The organism is Melittangium boletus DSM 14713, assembly GCF_002305855.1.
Classification (GTDB): domain Bacteria; phylum Myxococcota; class Myxococcia; order Myxococcales; family Myxococcaceae; genus Cystobacter; species Cystobacter boletus.
The window spans coordinates 2,430,372-2,447,884 of the sequence record NZ_CP022163.1 but is presented as its reverse complement, the minus strand read 5'-3'; the positions used below and the strand labels follow the sequence as shown (position 1 = coordinate 2,447,884).

The 17,513-nt window shown below is 67.7% G+C and carries 14 protein-coding genes; 6 read left to right on the top strand and 8 right to left on the bottom strand.

Annotated elements, in window-relative coordinates; all coding sequences use genetic code 11:
* Nucleotides 1–443 precede the first annotated feature (443 nt).
* Both MEBOL_RS10170 and MEBOL_RS10165 read left to right on the top strand, forming a co-directional pair.
* Nucleotides 444–824 (top strand): DUSAM domain-containing protein, encoded by a 381-nt coding sequence (locus MEBOL_RS10170; RefSeq protein WP_095977231.1) that lies wholly within the window; start codon nucleotides 444–446, stop codon nucleotides 822–824.
* 150 nt (nucleotides 825–974) lie between these two features.
* Entirely contained in the window at nucleotides 975–1,763 is a 789-nt protein-coding gene (locus MEBOL_RS10165) for a DUSAM domain-containing protein (protein WP_095977230.1), read from the top strand.
* 129 nt (nucleotides 1,764–1,892) lie between these two features.
* Here the strand turns inward: MEBOL_RS10165 and MEBOL_RS10160 are convergent, their stop codons facing one another.
* The 6 genes from MEBOL_RS10160 to MEBOL_RS10135 form a co-directional block, all read right to left on the bottom strand.
* Nucleotides 1,893–3,239 carry a TolC family protein gene (locus MEBOL_RS10160; RefSeq protein ID WP_095977229.1) on the bottom strand — a complete coding sequence of 449 codons (1,347 nt, stop codon included), beginning with the start codon at nucleotides 3,237–3,239 and terminating at the stop codon, nucleotides 1,893–1,895.
* A complete protein-coding gene (locus tag MEBOL_RS10155) occupies nucleotides 3,239–4,471 on the bottom strand; it encodes an ABC transporter permease (protein ID WP_095977228.1) in 1,233 nt (410 codons plus the stop codon). Before MEBOL_RS10155 ends, MEBOL_RS10160 begins: the two co-directional genes overlap by 1 nt.
* Nucleotides 4,468–5,211, bottom strand: a complete 744-nt coding sequence (locus tag MEBOL_RS10150) for an ABC transporter ATP-binding protein (protein ID WP_095977227.1) — start codon at nucleotides 5,209–5,211, stop codon at nucleotides 4,468–4,470. The genes MEBOL_RS10155 and MEBOL_RS10150 overlap by 4 nt, the downstream gene beginning before the upstream one ends.
* A gap of 18 nt (nucleotides 5,212–5,229) precedes the next feature.
* The gene (locus MEBOL_RS10145) at nucleotides 5,230–6,573 is read right to left on the bottom strand and encodes an efflux RND transporter periplasmic adaptor subunit (RefSeq protein WP_095977226.1); all 1,344 of its coding nucleotides are present in this window, start codon (nucleotides 6,571–6,573) and stop codon (nucleotides 5,230–5,232) included.
* A gap of 98 nt (nucleotides 6,574–6,671) precedes the next feature.
* Nucleotides 6,672–8,054 carry a sensor histidine kinase gene (locus MEBOL_RS10140; RefSeq protein ID WP_095977225.1) on the bottom strand — a complete coding sequence of 461 codons (1,383 nt, stop codon included), beginning with the start codon at nucleotides 8,052–8,054 and terminating at the stop codon, nucleotides 6,672–6,674.
* Nucleotides 8,051–8,779 carry a response regulator transcription factor gene (locus MEBOL_RS10135; protein WP_095977224.1) on the bottom strand — a complete coding sequence of 243 codons (729 nt, stop codon included), beginning with the start codon at nucleotides 8,777–8,779 and terminating at the stop codon, nucleotides 8,051–8,053. Before MEBOL_RS10135 ends, MEBOL_RS10140 begins: the two co-directional genes overlap by 4 nt.
* Nucleotides 8,780–9,131: 352 nt before the next feature.
* Here MEBOL_RS10135 and MEBOL_RS10130 point away from each other — a divergent pair, with 352 nt between their 5' ends.
* On the top strand, nucleotides 9,132–11,663 hold the full coding sequence (locus MEBOL_RS10130; protein WP_095977223.1) for an FG-GAP-like repeat-containing protein: 2,532 nt from the start codon (nucleotides 9,132–9,134) through the stop codon (nucleotides 11,661–11,663).
* A 172-nt stretch (nucleotides 11,664–11,835) separates the two neighbouring features.
* The gene (locus MEBOL_RS10125) at nucleotides 11,836–12,876 is read left to right on the top strand and encodes a hypothetical protein (protein ID WP_245919624.1); all 1,041 of its coding nucleotides are present in this window, start codon (nucleotides 11,836–11,838) and stop codon (nucleotides 12,874–12,876) included.
* Nucleotides 12,877–12,879: 3 nt separating this feature from the next.
* Here MEBOL_RS10125 and MEBOL_RS10120 read toward each other — a convergent pair whose 3' ends face one another.
* Nucleotides 12,880–13,464: a TIGR02265 family protein gene (locus MEBOL_RS10120; RefSeq protein WP_095977222.1), complete on the bottom strand. Its 585-nt coding sequence runs from the start codon at nucleotides 13,462–13,464 to the stop codon at nucleotides 12,880–12,882.
* Between the two features lie 177 nt (nucleotides 13,465–13,641).
* On the opposite strand from MEBOL_RS10120, the gene maiA reads away from it, so the two are divergent.
* Complete coding sequence (gene maiA / locus MEBOL_RS10115) at nucleotides 13,642–14,289, top strand: maleylacetoacetate isomerase (RefSeq protein WP_095977221.1); 648 nt, start codon at nucleotides 13,642–13,644, stop codon at nucleotides 14,287–14,289.
* 53 nt (nucleotides 14,290–14,342) lie between these two features.
* Nucleotides 14,343–15,506, top strand: coding sequence for a 4-hydroxyphenylpyruvate dioxygenase family protein (locus MEBOL_RS10110; protein WP_095977220.1), 1,164 nt, complete (start codon nucleotides 14,343–14,345; stop codon nucleotides 15,504–15,506).
* Between the two features lie 69 nt (nucleotides 15,507–15,575).
* Here MEBOL_RS10110 and MEBOL_RS10105 read toward each other — a convergent pair whose 3' ends face one another.
* Nucleotides 15,576–17,432, bottom strand: a complete 1,857-nt coding sequence (locus tag MEBOL_RS10105) for a CotH kinase family protein (protein ID WP_170115476.1) — start codon at nucleotides 17,430–17,432, stop codon at nucleotides 15,576–15,578.
* Nucleotides 17,433–17,513 lie beyond the last annotated feature (81 nt).

The window sequence follows — 17,513 nt, the reverse complement described above, 5'->3', positions numbered from 1 at the left end:
TCTGCTGTGGGGAGTGCTCGTGTCCGGCTGCTCGGCTACGGCGCACCACATGGCGAATCGTCCCATACTCCTGGCGCAAACGGCCCCGGCGGACTGCCGACTCGGGGACTCGACAATGGTCTGTTGCATCAAGAAGCACCCATACGACCCAGCAGGGGCTTGTGGTGCCGTCGCATCGGACGTAGAGGCGGCGGTGAAGGCAGGAGCAAGGTTCGAGAACGCTCTTGAAAGAAGGACAGACGACGGCGCGGGTGAAGGAGCGGGTGAGGAGTCAGACGATCCCGACGAAGGATGGCGGGAGCATTGCCGAGATACCTACGTCCGGTGCCAGGACCAGAAGAAACCGCGTTGGGTAGGTCCCTGCCATGACTGCTTCCGGTGGTGCGAGGGACAGCGCCAATGGCCTTACCACATGTGCTGGCCAAAGCAGAGGTGATGCGGGAATGAACGAGCCTCACGATTGGGACAGGGTGCTTGGGCTGTATGCCAAGCTGGAGCGGAATGAAGTGATAGCGCTAAACGCTGATGTGCGCGACCTCTGCCAACGAGTGGCGCAGGACGTAGCCATTGGCAATGTCGACGCGGAACGCGCATTGCTCACCCCAGCGGGAGCGGAAACACTCGTGCGAGAGATGCGCCGCCGGATTTTCGAGGGTAGTCGGCGGCTATCCCGGGCGTTATCTGAGTCAGACCGCCGTAAGAAAGCAGGCGACGTGGCCGGAGCGCGAGCGGTGTTGGAGGGAGTGTTAGCTGTTGAGGTCGTGCCCCTCTACCGTCAACATGCCACGACCATGCTTGACTACGTAGACGATCCCGAAGATTAGTGAGCCTGCCCCGTTTTAGTGGCTCTCCCGCAGATTGCGTGCTCGCCATTCAGGTGGCGAGTCATATGCGCTGGAGCAGCAGGTGTTCCGAGGCGTGGAGCACATAAAGTGCGGGAGAGCCACGTAAGCGGATCAAGCCCAGGTAATCGAATGACTGAAGAGACGGACTGGGAAGAACTCAGGACGTTGGCTCAGGATGTTCTCGAAAGTGGCGCCCCGTTGGAACTCACCTCCGAGACGCGCTCCCTTCTTGTGCGGACCGCTCGGCAGGTGGCCATCAGCCAGCAGGACGCGGAAGATGCTTTGTGCAGCCTGTCCACCGCTACAACCCTGCTTCGGGAGATCCGCCAGCGTATTCGAGATGGGTCGCATCGACTTGGAGATTCCTTGGCCCGGGCAGGTACACTCCAGAAGAAAGGAGATCTCGACGGGGCACTGCAAGCCATTCGCGACCTGCTCGCCGTGGAGGTGGTCCCCCTCTACCGGGAGCACGCCGAAGTCCAGCTTGAGGAGTTGACGAGACTGATGGAGGTGCGTGCAACCGGGCGGCTCAATCCGGACCTGTCCGATCGGCCGCAGCTTGCCGTTCTCGCACAACGCATCCAGCAGGGGCACGCACTGGAATTCACCGATGACCTGCGCGCCCTTCTACGCCGGACTGCTCCCACGGCAGCCGTCAGCGAGGCAGAGACTGAAGACGCGCTCAAGACCTCGGAGGGGGCCGAGGCCCTCATGGGGATGATTCTCTCTCGTTTCCAGAAGGGGGAGCGTCGATTCTTGCGCTCGATGTACCGGATGACGAGCCTTCGGGACGCGGGCGATCTCGATGGTGCGCGCCAGCAGATGCGCGACGTGCTGGCCGTGGAGGTCGTGCCGTTGTACCGCGAGATGGCCGAGGAGCAGCTAAGGGGTCTCGACAGACCACCTCCGGCGTCGTGACCGCTCGGAGCTGGGCGGCTCGGTAGCGTGTGACAGGGTCGCGTGACGGGAGGAACGCCCGGGGACGCTCGGCGAGAGGGGGGACTCGCCCGCCAGGAGACCTTGACGGGCGAGCCTTCACCCGAACACTCAGGTCCCGGTGTCCACCGGCGACTGCCCGAGCGAGCGCGCCAACTCTGTCCGTGCGGTGGCCAGGTTGTAGGCCGCCTGGACGCGCTGCACCGCGGCATTGGTGGCGGACAACTGCGCGTCGGACAGCTCGATGATGTTGCCCACGCCCGCGCGGTAGCGGCCCTCGGCCAGGCGCAGCCGCTCCTGGGCGTTCTTCAAGGCCTCCTCCGCCGCGGACACGCTCTCGCGCGACGTGGTCACCTGCAACTGCGCGCGTTCCACCTCCAGGCGCACCTGCTGTCGCAGCGCGTCGCGCTGGGCCTGGATGCCGCTGAGGTTGGCGCGCTGTTCACGCAACTGCGCGAGCGTGAGTCCGCCCTGGAAGAGCGACCAGCTCAGGCCGAGCTGTCCCGTCACGCCCCATTGCAGGTTGGCGGGATTGGGGCCGGACTCGGTCGCCGCGACCGAGGCGTTGATACTCGGGTAGAAGCCCGTGCGCGTCACGGAGATCTGCTGCTCCTGGGCGCTGAGCTGGTGCGCGGCCGAGGACAGGTCCGCGCGGTTCTGGAACGCCATGTCCACCAGCTCCTCGGGGGGACGCTGCTCGCCCTGCACCAGGTCCACGAGCTCTTCCTGGACGGCGTAGTCGGTGGAGCCCTCCACGCCCATGGCCTGGTTGAGGATGGCCCGCGTGGTGGCGGCGTTGCCCTGCGCCTGGATGAGCTGCACCTTGGCGTTGGCCACCAGCGTCTGCTGTTGGAGCAGATCGATCTCCGGGCGGGTGCCCACCTCCACCTGGGCGCGCACCTGATCCAGGTGGGTCCGCTGGTTCTGCAGCGTCTCCTCGGCCACCTTCACGAGCACCTGTTGGGCCAGGGCGTCGAAGTAGGCGGATTGCACGTTGGCCAGCAGGTTGTTGCGCGTCTGGGCCTCGGTGTCCTTCTGGGCCGCGGCGGACTGCTGGGCCACGCGCCAGCGGCCCGTGGTGCGGCCGAAGTCCCAGACGAGCTGGTTGACGGAGAGGCCCACGTTGAAGCCCTCGCGGCGGATGATGCCGGAGGTGGGGTCCGCCGTGCCGAAGGAGGTGCTGCTGGAGAAGGAGCGCTGGTAGGCGGCGTTGGCGCTCACCTGGGGCAGGAGCGAGGAGAAGTTCTGGTCCACGCGGGCGTTGGCCGCGGCGGTGTTCGCCTGGGCCTGACGCAGTTGGGGCTGATGCTCCTGGGCGTTCGTCAGGGCCTCGCGCAGCGTGAGCACGCGCGGGGCGGGCTGGGCCGCGGGTTGGGCCGCGGGCGTCTGGGACTGCTCCTGGGCTCCCACCGGGGTGGCGGCGAGCAGCAGGAGGGCGAGCGGGAAGGAAGAGCGCATTACTCGTACCTCAAGGCATCGATGGGATCGAGCCGGCTCGCCTTGCGTGCCGGGTAGAGACCAAAACCCACTCCAATCAGGGCGCTGAAGCCGAGCGCCACGAGGATGACGTCGGGGCGCACGAGCAGGGGCCACTGGAACTGATCGGCGAGCACGCGCGCCACGCCCATGCCCACGCCCGCGCCGAGCAATCCTCCGAGCAGCGACAGCGTCAGCGCCTCGATGAGGAACTGCAGGAGGATGTCCCGGGGCCTCGCGCCCACGGCCACCCGGACCCCGATTTCGCGGGTCCGCTCGGTGACGCTCACCAGCATGATGTTCATGATGCCGATGCCGCCCACCACCAGGGACACGGCGGCGATGGACGCGAGCAGCAGGCTGAGCGTCTCGGTGCTCTGCTGGCGGTTGTTGGCCAGCTCCGACAGGTCGCGGATGTCGAAGTCGTTCTGGCCGTCGTCCGCGATGCGGTGGCGCTCGCGCAGCAGTGTGGTCAGGTCCTGCTGGGCCTTGGCGGTGCCCGCGCTCGCGTCCGCCTGCACGTAGATCATGCCGGTGATGTACTTGCCCAGGCTCTGCGACTGGAGCTGACGCTGGAAGGACGTGGCGGGCACGAAGATGCTGTCGTCGTAGTCCTGGCCCATGGGGGACTGACCCTTGCGCGCCGTCATGCCCACGATGGTGAAGGGCATCTTCTTGATGCGGATGACCTGGCCCACCGGGTTGAAGCCCGCGCCGTAGAGCTTCTCCACCACCGTCTGGCCCACGACGGCCACCTTGGCGCCGGACTCCACGTCCGCCTCGTTGAGCAGCCGCCCCTGGGCGATGCTGTACACGCGCACGGTGAAGAAGTCCGGCGTGGTGCCCGTGACGCTCGTCGTCCAGTTCTGGTCCTCGCTGAACACCTGGGCGCTGGTGCGCATCTCGGGCGCGGCGGCGCGCACGCTCGGCAGCTGCGTGCGGATGGCCGCCAGGTCATCCCAGGTGATGGAGGGCTGGGTGCCGAAGCCACCGCGCGCGCCACCGGAGTTGGTGGAGCCGGGCAGCAGGATGAGCAGGTTGGTGCCCATGGAGTCGAACACCTTCTGCACGTTGGCGCGCGCCCCATCGCCAATGGCCACCATGGCGATGACGGCGCCCACGCCGATGATGATGCCCAGCGCGGTGAGGAAGGAGCGCATCTTGCTGCGCAGGAGCGAGCGCACCGCCAACAGGAGGGTTTCCAGGATGTTCATGACACGGCCTCCTCGAGCGGAACGCGCGCCGGCACGGGCGTCTGCCGCTTGTCGGACAGGATGCGCCCGTCCTTCACCACCACCACCCGGCCGGCGTACTCGGCGATGTCCGGCTCGTGCGTCACCAGCACCAGGGTGATGCCCTCGTGGCGCAGCGCCTGGAAGAGCGCCATCACCTCCACGCTCGTCCTCGAGTCCAGGTTGCCCGTGGGCTCGTCGGCGAGGATGACGCGCGGGCGGCTCACCAGCGCCCGGGCGATGGCCACGCGCTGCTGCTGGCCACCCGAGAGCTGGCGCGGATGGTGATCCAACCGCGCGCCCAGACCCACGCGTTCGAGCGCCTCGCGGGCCCGCTGGTGCCGCTCGCGCGCGGACACCCCCGCGTAGAGCAGCGGCAGCTCCACGTTCTCCAGGGCGCTCGTGCGCGCCAGCAGGTTGAAGCTCTGGAAGACGAAGCCCAGGGTGCGGTTGCGCACGATGGCCAGGTCGTTGCGGTCGAAGCCCGCCACGTTCTGTCCGTCCAGCAGGTACTCGCCCGAGGTGGGCCGATCCAGGCAGCCCAGGATGTTCATCAGCGTGGACTTGCCCGAACCGCTCGAGCCCATGATGGCCACGAACTCCCCGGACGCCACGGAGAAGTCCACCTGGCGCAGGGCCGTCACCTTCACGTCCCCTGATTCGTAGACCTTGCTCACGCCCCGCAGCGCGATGAGTTCTTCGCTTTCTTGGTTGCCGTTCATGACGCGCGTCTCCCGGACCTAGAACGGACCGCGCATGCCACGGCCACCGCCCATGCCTCCGCCGCCCTGCCGCGGGCTGGCGCCCTGAGCGCCCTGGGCCCCCTGCGCGCCCGAGGTCATGCCGGTGATGATCCGGTCACCCTCGCGCAGCTCTCCCTCCACCTCCGTGTACGAGCCATCCGTCACCCCGGCCTTCACGGTCACGGGAGTGGGGCGCCCGTTGCGCAGCACGTACACCAACTTGCTTCCAGGCGGGGGGGGCTTCGGCGCCTCCACGTCCGCGGCGTTCGCGGTGCCCGGAGCGCTCTCGCGCTGGGGCGGCGTGGGGGGCCGGAAGCGCAGCGCCGCGTTGGGCACCGTGAGCACGTCCTCGCTGCGCGCGGTGGTGATGTTCACGTTGGCCGTCATGCCGGGCTTGAGCTTCATGTCCGGGTTCTTCACGTCGATGACGGCGTCGTAGGTGACGACGTTCTGCACCGTCTGGGGGGCGTTGCGGATCTGCCGGATGACGCCGTCGAAGGTCTGCCCCGGCCAGGCGTCCACGGTGAAGGTGGTGGGCATGCCGTCCTTGAGGCGGCCCACGTCGGACTCGGAGACGCTGGTGTCCACCTGCATCTTGGCCAGGTCCTCGGCGATGGTGAACAGGGTGGGCGTCTGCAGCGAGGCGGCCACGGTCTGTCCCACGTCCACGCTGCGGGAGATGACGATGCCGTCCGTGGGCGACACGATGGTGGTGTAGCGCACGTTCACCTCCGCCTCGTTGAGCGCCGCCTGGGCCTGGGCGAGCGACGCCTCGGCGCTCGTCACCTGGGCCTGGGCGGACTGGGCCGTGGCCTCGGCGGTGTCCAGGTCCTGCTGGGCGATGAACTGCTGGGCGCGCAGCGTCTTGGCGCGCTCGGCCTGGCGCCGGGCGTTCTCCGCCTCCACGCGCGCGCGCTGCACGTTGGCGCGGGCGGACAGCAGGTTCGCCTTGGCCCGCTCCAGCGCCGCCTGGAGCAGCTGCGGATCGATCTTCGCGATCACCTGCCCCTTCTTCACCGGCGAGTTGTAGTCGACGAGGATCTCCTGGATGCGGCCGGACACCTGGCTGCCCACCTGCACCGTCACCAGCGCGGACAGGGTGCCGGTCGCCGTCACGCGCGACTCGACGGTGCGCCGCTGCACGCCCGCCAGTTCGAAGCCGGCGGCGGGATCCTTCGGCTGGGGCCGCATGAACCAGAAGGTGAAGGCGCCGAGCACGACGATGATCAGCGCCCACACGCCCCAGCGGCGCAGCGCGCCCTTCTTCCGGGGAGGCTCAACGGACACGGGCACGGACTTGGGGGAAGGGGACGTCTCTTCGCGTCGGGGCAGCTCGCTCATGGGCCTCATGATCCAAGGATTAAGCGCTCGCGCGTTTCGATGGATGAAGTCCAAATTACGATATGTGACGCGAGCGAGGGAGTCCGTTCGCCTGGCCGCTAGGCCTGGGGCGCGGCCGGCAGCGTGACGCGAGCCGTGGTTCCCTGGCCCGGCTGGCTTTCCAGGGATAGCGAGCCACCATGGGCCACGACGATGCGCCGGGCGAGCGCGAGTCCCAGCCCCACGCCCCCCGTCTTGCGGGCCCGGCTGCGATCACTGCGGAAGAAGGGCGTGAAGAGCTGCTCCATGTCCTTCGCGTCGATGCCGATGCCCTCGTCGGCGACCTCGACCTCCAGGCCCGCGCTGGAGGGCCGGGCACGCAGGCGCACCGTGGTGTGGGGCTCGGAGTACTTGCCCGCGTTGTCGAGCAGGTTGTCGATGGCGCGCCGCAGCAGCACCGGGTCCACCTCCAGCACGGGCAGGCCCGGATCCATCGTCACGTCCAGACGGTGCTCGGGCCGGGCGGAACGGAAGCGCGCGGCGGCCTTGTCCATCAACACCTGGGCCTCCACGCGCTCGCGGCGCAGGGGCGGGGTGGCTCCAGGAGACTGGCCCGTGGTGAGATCCAACCGGGCCGCGGTGAGCACGTCCTGCACCAGCCGCTCCAGCTCGCCCAGGTCCTCGGCGATGTCCGCCAGCGACTCGCGCGCGAGCGAGGCGTCGCCTTCGTTGGCCAGGTCCAGGGCCACGCGGATGCGCGCGAGCGGCGTGCGCAGCTCGTGTGACACGTTGGCGAGCAGCTCCTTCTGCGAGCGCAGCAGCAGGGTGATGCGCTCGGCCATCTCGTCGAAGGCCTCGGACACCTGGCCGAACTCGTCGCGGCGGCGCATGCCCACGCGCGTGTCCAGCCTGCCCTCGCCAAAGGCGCGTGCCGCCCCCGCCAGCCGTTGCAGGGGGATGGCCAGGGTCTGGGCGAACACGAGCGAGGTGATGGCCGTGCAGACGAGCATCACGGTGATGAGCGCCATCATGTGCGTGGGCGGCGGTGGGGGCTTCGTCTCCCGGATGATGGCGTAGGCCTCCAGCGGGCCCTTGTCGGGAATGGCCACGGCGACGAGCCGTTCCGGCCGATCCTTGCGCTCCGAATAGGTGAAGACCCGCTCCTTCTCCAGCCGCTCGAGCATCGTGGGCGACAGCGGCACGAAGGCGCGCTGGGTGTTGGTGCTGAGCACGGTGCCGTCGAGGGAGAGGAGCGACACCCGCATGTCCAGCCGCTGCCGCACCCGCGCCAGCGCCGCCCGCAGGGCCTCGGGCCGGTCCCTCAGTGGCGCCCACTCCGCCACGTTGTAGGCCATGTTCCGCTCGAGCCCCTTCTTCCAGGGCTCCTCCAGGGCGTAGCGGCGCACCAGGTCCATTCCCATGAGGAAGAGCAGCAACTGGACGAGACAGACCAGCCCGATGCGGAACAGGAGCCGACCGGTGACCCGGCGGCGCGACGTCATGGGTCTTCTCCCGTGGCGAGCAGGTAGCCCGCTCCGCGCACCGTGCGCAGCAGCTTGGGGTTGCGCGGGTCCTCCTCGATCTTCTGCCGGATGCGGAAGATGTGGACGTCCACCGAGCGGTCGAAGACCTCATCGGCGTTGCCCTTGACCAGATCCAACAGTTGCTCGCGGCTGAGCACCCGGCCGGCGCGCTCGGCCAGCACGCGCAGCAGCCCGAACTCGTAGGTGGTGAGGGGCAGCACCTTGCCGTTGAGCGTGGCGCGCAGGCTTCGAGGATCCAACGCCAGCTTGCCCGCCTGGATGGGCTGGGACGAGGGCCCGGCGCGGCCCCGGGCGCGGCGCACCTGGGCGCGGATGCGCGCCAGCAGCTCGCGCGAGGAGTAGGGCTTGGGCAGGTAGTCGTCCGCGCCCGTTTCCAGGCCGAGCACCCGGTCCACCTCCTCGCCCCGGGCCGTCACCATGATGATGGGGACGTCACTGCGGCCCCTCAGCTCGCGGCAGACCTCGATGCCGTCACGGCCCGGCAACATCAGGTCCAGGAGGATGATGTCGTAGGCATGGCGGTTGGCCTCCGTCAGACCCTCGGGGCCGGTCCGCGCGACGGTGACGAGCAGCCCGTGCTCCTGGAGGTAGCGGCTGGTGAGACGCGCCAGCCGCTCGTCGTCCTCCACCAGCAACACCTGGATGATGCCTTCTTCCGGGGTGGATTGTGTCGTCGGCTCCATGCGTTCCGCTTCCTCCCGCGGATGAAGATACGACCTGGGAGCTGGAGGGGGGTCGTGTTCCGCCGCCCGGTACGAGAGCAGGCGGACGCACACTCCCAGGTCGCATGCGGAAGATGTCCCCTCCACATGTCGCGAACACTTCCATCAGATGAAGAAGTATTTCCCGACGGGATTTAGACACATACGCGGAAACCCACATCTCGTCTTCTTCCCTACTTGGACATGGTGCGTCCCCCATGCACTCCCAGACGGAGAGTGCGGAAAGCCCCGAGGGCCTGTTCACAGGGAAAATAGTTGAAGCATCGTTCGGTATTTCCTGTTTTCCTACTCTTCCCCCCGGAGGAGAAGTGCCATGAAACAGACATCGAAGCGGCACCATTCGAAAGCAAGCAGGCGGTACGAACGGAAGCTGTTCATCGCGTTGACGGCGATGATGTCGTCGGTGGGCTGTCAATCCACGGAGTCCCCCCCCGAGGCGCATGCCCGGAACCTGGGGTTCCTGTCTCAGCGTTGCGAGGTTCCCCCGCCCTTCACGGGCCATTTCGAGCCCGAGTTGCAGTGGGCGTGGTCGGGCAGCGAGGTCCTGCCCGAGTACGCTCAGGTGATGATGACGCCGGTGGTGGTGGACGTGAACGGCGACGGCGTCCCGGACATCGTGTTCAGCTCCTTCAAGGGCGCCGAATACTCCAAGGACGGCGTGCTCCGGGCCATCAGCGGAGATGATGGGCACGAGCTGTGGGCGGCCTCGGATCCCGCCACGCGCGTGAAGCCCGCCACCAGCCTGGCCGCCGGTGACATCGACGGCGACGGCCAGGTGGAGATCTGCGGCATTCCCGAGGATGGGCGCGGCATCATCTGCTTCGAGAACGATGGCGCCTTCAAGTTCCGCTCGGCTCCGGACGCGTATGACTACAACGAGTGGGGTGGCCCCTCGCTCGCGGACCTCGATGGCGACGGCACCGTGGAGATCCTCGACGGCAACCGTGTCTACTCCCACACCGGCGCGCTCAAGTGGGTGGGCGAGGATGGCATGGGCGGCGCCGAGTACACGGGCCCCGTGTCCTTCGCGGCGGACATCGACGGGGACGGCAAGCAGGAGCTCATCAACGACCGGGCCATCTACCGGCACGATGGCTCGCTCAAGTGCGCCAACACGGAGATTTCCCACGGCTTCGCCAGCGTGGGCAACTTCGACTCGGATCCCGCCGGTGAGGTCGTCGTCTCGGGCTACGGCAAGGTGAGCCTGCTCGACGACGATTGCTCGCTCGTGTGGAGCGTGGAAGTGCCCGGTGGGGGCCATGGTGGACCGCCCCTCATCGCGGACCTCGATGGAGACGGCCAGCCGGAGATCGGCGTGGGCGGCGAGCGCTTCTTCTCCGTGCTCGAGAGCGATGGCGCCGTGAAGTGGTCCACGCCCATCCAGGATCAGAGCTCCGCGCGCACCGGTGCCACGGCCTTCGACTTCGATGGGGACGGGGCGCTGGAGCTCGTCTTCGCGGACGAGACGACGCTGCGCATCTACGAGGCGGCCACGGGAGCGGTGCGTTGGTCCACGCCCAATGGCTCGGCCACCGCGCACGAGAACCCCCTCGTCGTGGACGTGGACGGTGACGGTGCCGCGGAGATCGTGGCGGTCACCAACGACTTCGCCTACGGGGACAAGCGGGGCGTGCGCGTGTTCCGCGACTCGACCGAGGGCTGGGCCGGCACGCGGCGTCTGTGGAACCAGCATGCCTACTCGGTGACGAACGTTCGCGATGACGGCTCCATCCCGGCCCAGGGCGGCGGGGCGGCCTGGCTCGATCCGCGGCTCAATGCGTTCCGCGCCAACGTGGCCCACTACGTGAGCGGGGATACCCGTCCCTATGACGCCCCGGACCTCGTGGTGTCCGGACTGTCGTCCGCCTGCACCCTCACGGGGGGCCTCGAGCTGGGCGCGCGGGTGAACAACCAGGGCGATGCCCCGGTGGCCGCGGGCGTGAAGGTGGCCTTCTACCAGGGCAATCCCGCCTCGGGTGGCACCCTGCTCGGCGTGGCCGTGCTGACCGAGGCCCTGGCCGCGGGCGCGAGCGCGGAGGCCCAGGTGACCGTGTCTTCCGCCGCCTCTTCCTCTGGCACCGTGCTCTACGCCGTCGTGGACGACGATGGCTCGGGCCAGGGCCGGGACACCGAGTGCGTCGAGAGCAACAACTCCGCTTCCGCGACGGCGAAGCTCTCCTGCGAGCCGCCGGGCGGGGGTGATGGCGGCACGCCGGGTGATGGCGAGCCGGGGGATGATGGTGGCACGCCGGGTGACGGCGGCACGCCGGGCGATGGCGAGCCGGGAGATGATGGCGGCACGCCGGGTGACGGTGGCACGCCGGGCGATGGCGAGCCCGCGGCGAACGTGCCGCCCGTGGCCCTCTGCCGGGACGTCACCGTGGTCGCTGATTCGACCTGCCGCAGCCAGGCCAGCGTGAACAACGGCAGCTATGACCCCGATCATGGGCCCTCGCCGCTGTCCATCTCGCAGTCGCCCAATGCGTCCTTCGGTCCCGGGTCGCATGCCGTCACGCTGACGGCCTCGGACGGTGAGGCGAGCTCCCAGTGCGTGGGTCACGTCAACATCGTGGACACCACGAAGCCGACCATCAGCTGCCCCCTCGGGGTGGATGTGAAGATCGGCTCCGGCATCGGCATCTCCATCCAGTACGCCGTTTCCGCCAGCGACAACTGCGGCCAGGTGCCCGTGACCTGCTCCCACCCCCCGGGAGGCATCTTCCTGCCGGGCCTCACGCGCGTCACCTGCACCGCTCAGGACGCGTCCGGCAACAGCGCCTCCTGCAACTTCGGCATCCGGGTGAGCCTGGGGATCTCCCTGCCCATCTTCGGAGTGAACCCCTAGACGGAGGACGGGGCGGGACCCCTTGGAAATGTCGAAATCCGTGGAGACGGTAAAGCTGCCCTGTTCCTGGTGGTAGGGGGATGGGGTAGACTTCACCCCCGTGTCCATTTCGACACCCATTGATGTCGCCAGAGACCTCACCTCTGGCCCTTCCTTCCAAGGGGTACCCCGCATGGGCCATGCACTGCGCTCCTCCCTGGCCATTCCGCGCTCCTCCTCCATCGCCGAGCTGGCGACTCCCGCGTTGAACATGCTCTGGGGCGACCGGTTGCCCTTCGTGTCGCAGCGGGAGCGGCCCCTGCTGGAGTTGGACCGGCAGGAGCTGTACGCGCGCATCTGCGTGAGGGATCCCTACTTCGCGCTGCAGGAGGTGATGGAGGGCGCGCCGGGAGAGGTGACCGCGCGGGTGCCGGTGGAGGTGGAACCCGGCGCGGAGGCCTCGCCGATCAGCGCGGCGGAGGTGGGGCGGCACCTGGCCATTCTCGGCTCGTGCGCGGTGTCGCGGGTGAACCCCCATGACGGGCAGCACTACTACCTGGCGCGGCGCGCGCGGGTGGAGCGGCTGCACGATGGTCCGCTGCCCCGGGCTCCGGGGCTGCTGTGGGGCCAGGCGAAGGCGGAGTTCAAGGAGCGGCGGGTCGCGAGCGCGCGCACGCTGCTGTCGAGCGCCGAGGGACAGCCGCTCTTCTCGATGAACGTGGACTTCAACGTGCTGTCGGCGGCGGCCTTCCATCGGCTCTTCCAGGGGGCGCGCCAGGAACTGCGCCGCGAGCCCAGGCCGGAGCGTGGGCCTCGGGGTGGGGGGCCCGTCGACTTCACCGCCCTGAGGCAGAACCCGCACCGCAACCCGCCACCGCTGCGCGACCTGGTGCGCGAGGGCGAGTGCCTGCGGGCCACCCTGGGCCCGGTGAGCGCGGAGCTGTGCAAGGGCCACTTCGCCCTGCATCCGGTGCTGCCCGTGGCGGTGGTGATGAGCGGCCTGTCGGGGCTGGCGGGCACGCTGCTGCGCCAATGGCTGGGCAACGACGCGGCGCGCTATCTGGTGACGGCCGGGGACGTGCGCGCGGAGAGCCTCGCCTACGCGGGGGAGACGGTGCGCTTCGACGCCCAACGCCTGGGAGGGCAGGGCCGGAAGCACCGCTTCGATTGCTGGGCCTCGGTGGGCAGCCGGGTGGTGGGGACGATGGAGCTGATCCTCACCAGCCTGGACTGAGGCTCAGTTCCAGCTGATGTGGTAGTCCACCGAGTCCAGCTGGTGGGGCTGGGCCGTGACGAGGCCCTGCATGCCCAGGGTGTCCAACGCGGCCTCGAAGATGCCCACGTGGTAGGCCGGTGGCTGCATGTCTCCCCGGTAGCGGATGAGGCACGTGTTGGGCCCGGTGGCCGTGTGCTCCCGCTTGCCGTACGTCACCACGGTGCTGAAGGCCCCGGACGTCTGGGCGAAGAGCCGCTGCGGATGGCCCTTGCCGAGGATGCCGAAGACGATCTGCCCCATGCCGCCGGAGAAGCTGTGCAGGCACGCGCGGCCACAGGCGTTGAAGACCTGATCCTCGCTGCCCAGCTTCGGTTCGAGCACGTCCGCCGCGTTGTAGAGCAGGGCGAGGTAGTCCGAGGCGGGGTAGGTGCGCAGATCCTTCATCTCCTTGGAGAGTCCCTCCGTGGAGCGCACGCGCCGCAGTGCGTCCGGGCCTCCGCGCTTCTCGATGAGCTCGAAGACCACCCGGAAGAAGATGCCCCGGACTCCATCGGAGGGCTTGGTGAGGGCGACGCGCGCGGCGAATTCGGTCTTGTTCGAAGGCATGGTTCGGCGCGGAGCTTACCGGGCCACGCGCCCGGCGTGAAAAAACCCGTCATCCCCGTGAGGACTGTCCTCTCGTGCCGTGAGGCTCCAGGCACCGCTTGACACCCCGTGTCCCGGCGCGGAAAAGCCGGAGGGGTGTCCCTTCGGACGTAGGTCCCAGCGGAAGGCGGTGACGGGATGAGGCTGCACAACTACTGGCGCTCGTCGTGCTCGTGGCGGGTGCGCATCGCGCTGAACCTCAAGGGGCTCGCCTTCGAGTACGTGCCCGTGCACCTGGTGAAGGACGGGGGGGCTCAGCACACCGACGCCTACCGCGCGCTCAACCCAATGCGTACCGTGCCCACGCTGGAGTTCACCCACGAGGGCCGGGTCCACTTCCTGAGTCAGTCGCTCGCCATCCTCGAATACCTGGAAGAGCGCTACCCCTCGCCCGCCCTGCTGCCGGCCGATCCCCTCCTCCGCGCGCATGTCCGGATGTTGTCGGAAGTGATGAACTCGGGCATCCAGCCGCTGCACAACCTCTCGGTGGCCCAGCGCGTCAAGGCGGAGCTGAAGGGCGACGACAAGGCGTGGAACGCCTATTGGATCGAGCGGGGACTGACGGCGTTGCAAGCCCTTGCCGAGCAGACGGCGGGCCGTTACTGCGTGGGGGACGAGGTGTCGTTCGCCGACGTGTGCCTGATCCCGCAGCTCTACGCGGCCCGACGTTTCGGGGTAGACCTGAGCCCCTATGGCCTGCTCACCCGCGTCGAGGCGGCGTGTGCGGGGCTTCCCGCCTTCCTGGCGGCCCATGCGGACCGGCAACCCGACGCGGTACCGGCCTGAACCGAGTGGATGCAGCACATTTGAATCCGAAGCACAGAAGGAGCCGATGACACATGGCAAAGCTTGAATCGCTGGGCATCAAGGGGCTGGAGAGCATCCACTGGTACGTGAGCGACCTGGAGCGCAGCCGGCAGTTCTACGTGAACGGGCTGGACTTCGCGGAGCGGGGCGTGTCCTCGCCGGAGCTGGACGCCAAGGGCAAGCAGAAGTCGGTCGTGTTCCAGGCGGGCCAGGTGGTGCTGGTGGTGAGCCAGCCGGTGGGCGAGGGCGGCCGGGCGTGGCGCTACCTGCGCAAGCATCCGGATGGCGTCGGCACGCTCAACTACCAGGTGGAGGACATCGAGAAGACGTTCCGCCTGCTCGAGCAGCGGGGTGCCACCTTCATCACGGACATCGAGCGTTTCACGGACGACAAGGGGGGCAAGCTCGCCCAGTTCTCCATCACCACGCCCTTTGGTGACACCACCTTCCGCTTCATCCAGCGCGACGGCTACGCGCCCTTGTATCCGGGCTTCGTGGCCCACCCCGAGCCCCGCGGCGGCACCAACCGCTACGGCTTCAGCCACGTGGACCACATCACCACGAACTTCCAGACGATGAAGCCCATGCTCCTGTGGATGGAGCACGTGATGGGCTTCGAGAAGTTCTGGGAGGTGCAGTTCCACACCGAGGACGTGCAGGCCCAGCAGAAGCGCGCGCACGGCTCGGGGTTGCGCTCCGAGGTGATGTGGGATCCGCACAGCCGGGTGAAGTTCGCCAACAACGAGCCCCTGCGCCCCTTCTTCAAGTCCTCGCAGATCAACGTCTTCAACGAGGACCACCGGGGCGATGGCGTGCAGCACCTGGCGCTGGTGGTGAAGGACATCCTCACCACGGTGAAGGAGATGAAGGACAAGAAGGCCGTGGGCTTCATGCCGACGCCGGGCGCCTACTACGACGCGCTGCCCGAGCACATCCAGAAGCTGGGCATCAAGAAGATCGACGAGGACATCGAGGAGCTGCGCAAGCTGCAGGTGCTCATCGATGGCGGCGGCGAGCACAGCTACATGCTGCAGATCTTCATGCAGGACGCGGCGGCGCTCTACAAGGACCAGAAGGCGGGCCCGTTCTTCTACGAGCTCATCCAGCGCAAGGGTGACCAGGGCTTCGGCTTCGGCAACTTCCGCGCGCTCTTCGAGAGCATCGAGCGCGCGCAGAAGGCGGAAGGCCGGGTCTAGTTCCCAGCAGGTGTCCAAGCGCACGCCTTCCCCCGCCAGCACGCGGAGGAAGGCGTTGTTGTTTCCCGCTCAGGGCGAAGCGGGCGCGGCGGGGGGGAGCAGGGCGCGATCGAAGCCGGCCTGCACCTGCGCGGCGGTCAGCGCGCCGCTCTTGTCCGTATCCCAGGCCTCGAACCAGCGTGCGAAGGTCTGGGTGAACTCGTCGTGAGACACCTCGCCATCCTTGTTCGTGTCCAGCGCGGCCAGCAGGGGCCGCCCGAAGAACATGCCGGGTCCGATGGGAGATACCTTGAGGACGTAGCCCTGGGACTTGCCCGCCAACTGCTCGGCGATGGAGCGTGAGCGAGCCTCCGCGAAGGGCTTGATGGGCCGGATGGGAGCGCTGCCAGCGTCGAACTTGTCGCCATCGCCCGGTATCCCCATGCCCTTGAGCGGCATGGGCGGAACGCTCTGTCCCTCGGCGAGCTTGTTGAAACGGGCGAGCTTCTGCTCGGACTCCTGTGCCACGAAGGGACGGATGGCGGTCGCGGTCTCGTCCACCAGCGCCTGGACGCGCGCGGGCTTGAACACCTTCTGGTTGAGTTCCTTCATGCGCGCCAGGTACAGCGACTTGAACTTCGGCACCTGCATGAAGCGCTCCAGGAAGCGTTTGTTGCCTTGCCAGGGATGCGTGATGCTCAGTGTCTCCAGCTTCTCGTTGTCAATCAGTCCGAACTGGCCGAAGGAGCTGTCGAGATCCCACGGGATGAACCGGAACTTCTGACCGCGGGCGTCCAGGTGGACGTTGAAGTTGTGGCCCACCATCAGGAAGCTGTCGAGCGTGGACAGATAGGTCGTGACGGCCAGATAGCGGCAGAACGTCTCCACATCCAGGAACTGCTCCAGCCTGGCCGCGAAATCCTTGTCACTCGCGTGGCTCACCAGCTTGCTGAACGCGATCAGCCGGGCCTGTTGTTGCTTGGAGAGTTTGCCCCTGGGGTAGTAGCGCCGCTGGTACGCCGCCCAATCGTCGCCCAGGTCCGTGAACATGTCGGGCATGACGGGCTTGAAGAGGGCGCCCTTGTCCGACTGGAAGTGCATCCGCTCGAAGGCGGAGTCGACGTTCTCGACCAGGGAGTAGAGACCCACGAATTGCCGATCATACTTGCCGGGCACGGTGAGGGTGACGCGCGCATAGGCCGTGCGAGGAGCGGCCACTCCGGCGTCGCGGTAGAGCCGGTGGGACAGCACTTCGTTCATCCAACTGGCGTCGACGACGCTGCTGTGGAAGTTGAGCTTGCTCAGACCGCCCAGGTTCTGGTCCTTCACGAAGCGGTCCAGGTCCACCTTGAGCGAGCGTTTGAGCTCGTCCCGTGACTGGGCGTAGCTGAAGTTGCCCTTGTAGCGGACCGCCACGTCCTTGAACACCCGGCCCTCGAGCTCCAGGTCCGCGTGCACATATTGGAATTGGACGCCCAGGGCGGCGGCGACGTCGTCGCTCCGAGGTTCATCTGGCTCGGACTTGTGGTTTTCCATGACGTTCAGGTTGAACGCCGCGTTGAGTCCATCGCGCACTTGCGCATGGTTCAGTCCGCCGCGCTTCGCCTCGTCCCATTCCGAGAACCACCGCTCGGTCAGCGCCTGGAATTCCGCCTGGGACAAGGTGCCGGAGCGGTCCGCGTCCCCCGCGCCCAGCATGTAGGGCGCGAACAACATCCCCGGGCTGAAATGGGGACGCCCCTCGGGCTTCCGGGCAATCGGCTTGGGCTCCAGTTCCGCCCACTGCTCGGGCGTGAATGTCAGGTGGACGTTCCAGACGGTGGTGGGTTGGAACAACTGTTCCGCTGTCTGGGGCGCTGGACGTGGTTTCTCCTCGGCCCTTGCCTGGACAGAGGGAAGACTCCCGCCCACCATCGCCAGCAACACGACACCCCATTTTGTTTTCATTCGTGGATTCCCCGGGAACGAGCCCTTCGGCGCTGTTCTGTCACGAACAGGTAACATCCCTGGCGTCGAGTCACGAGGAGT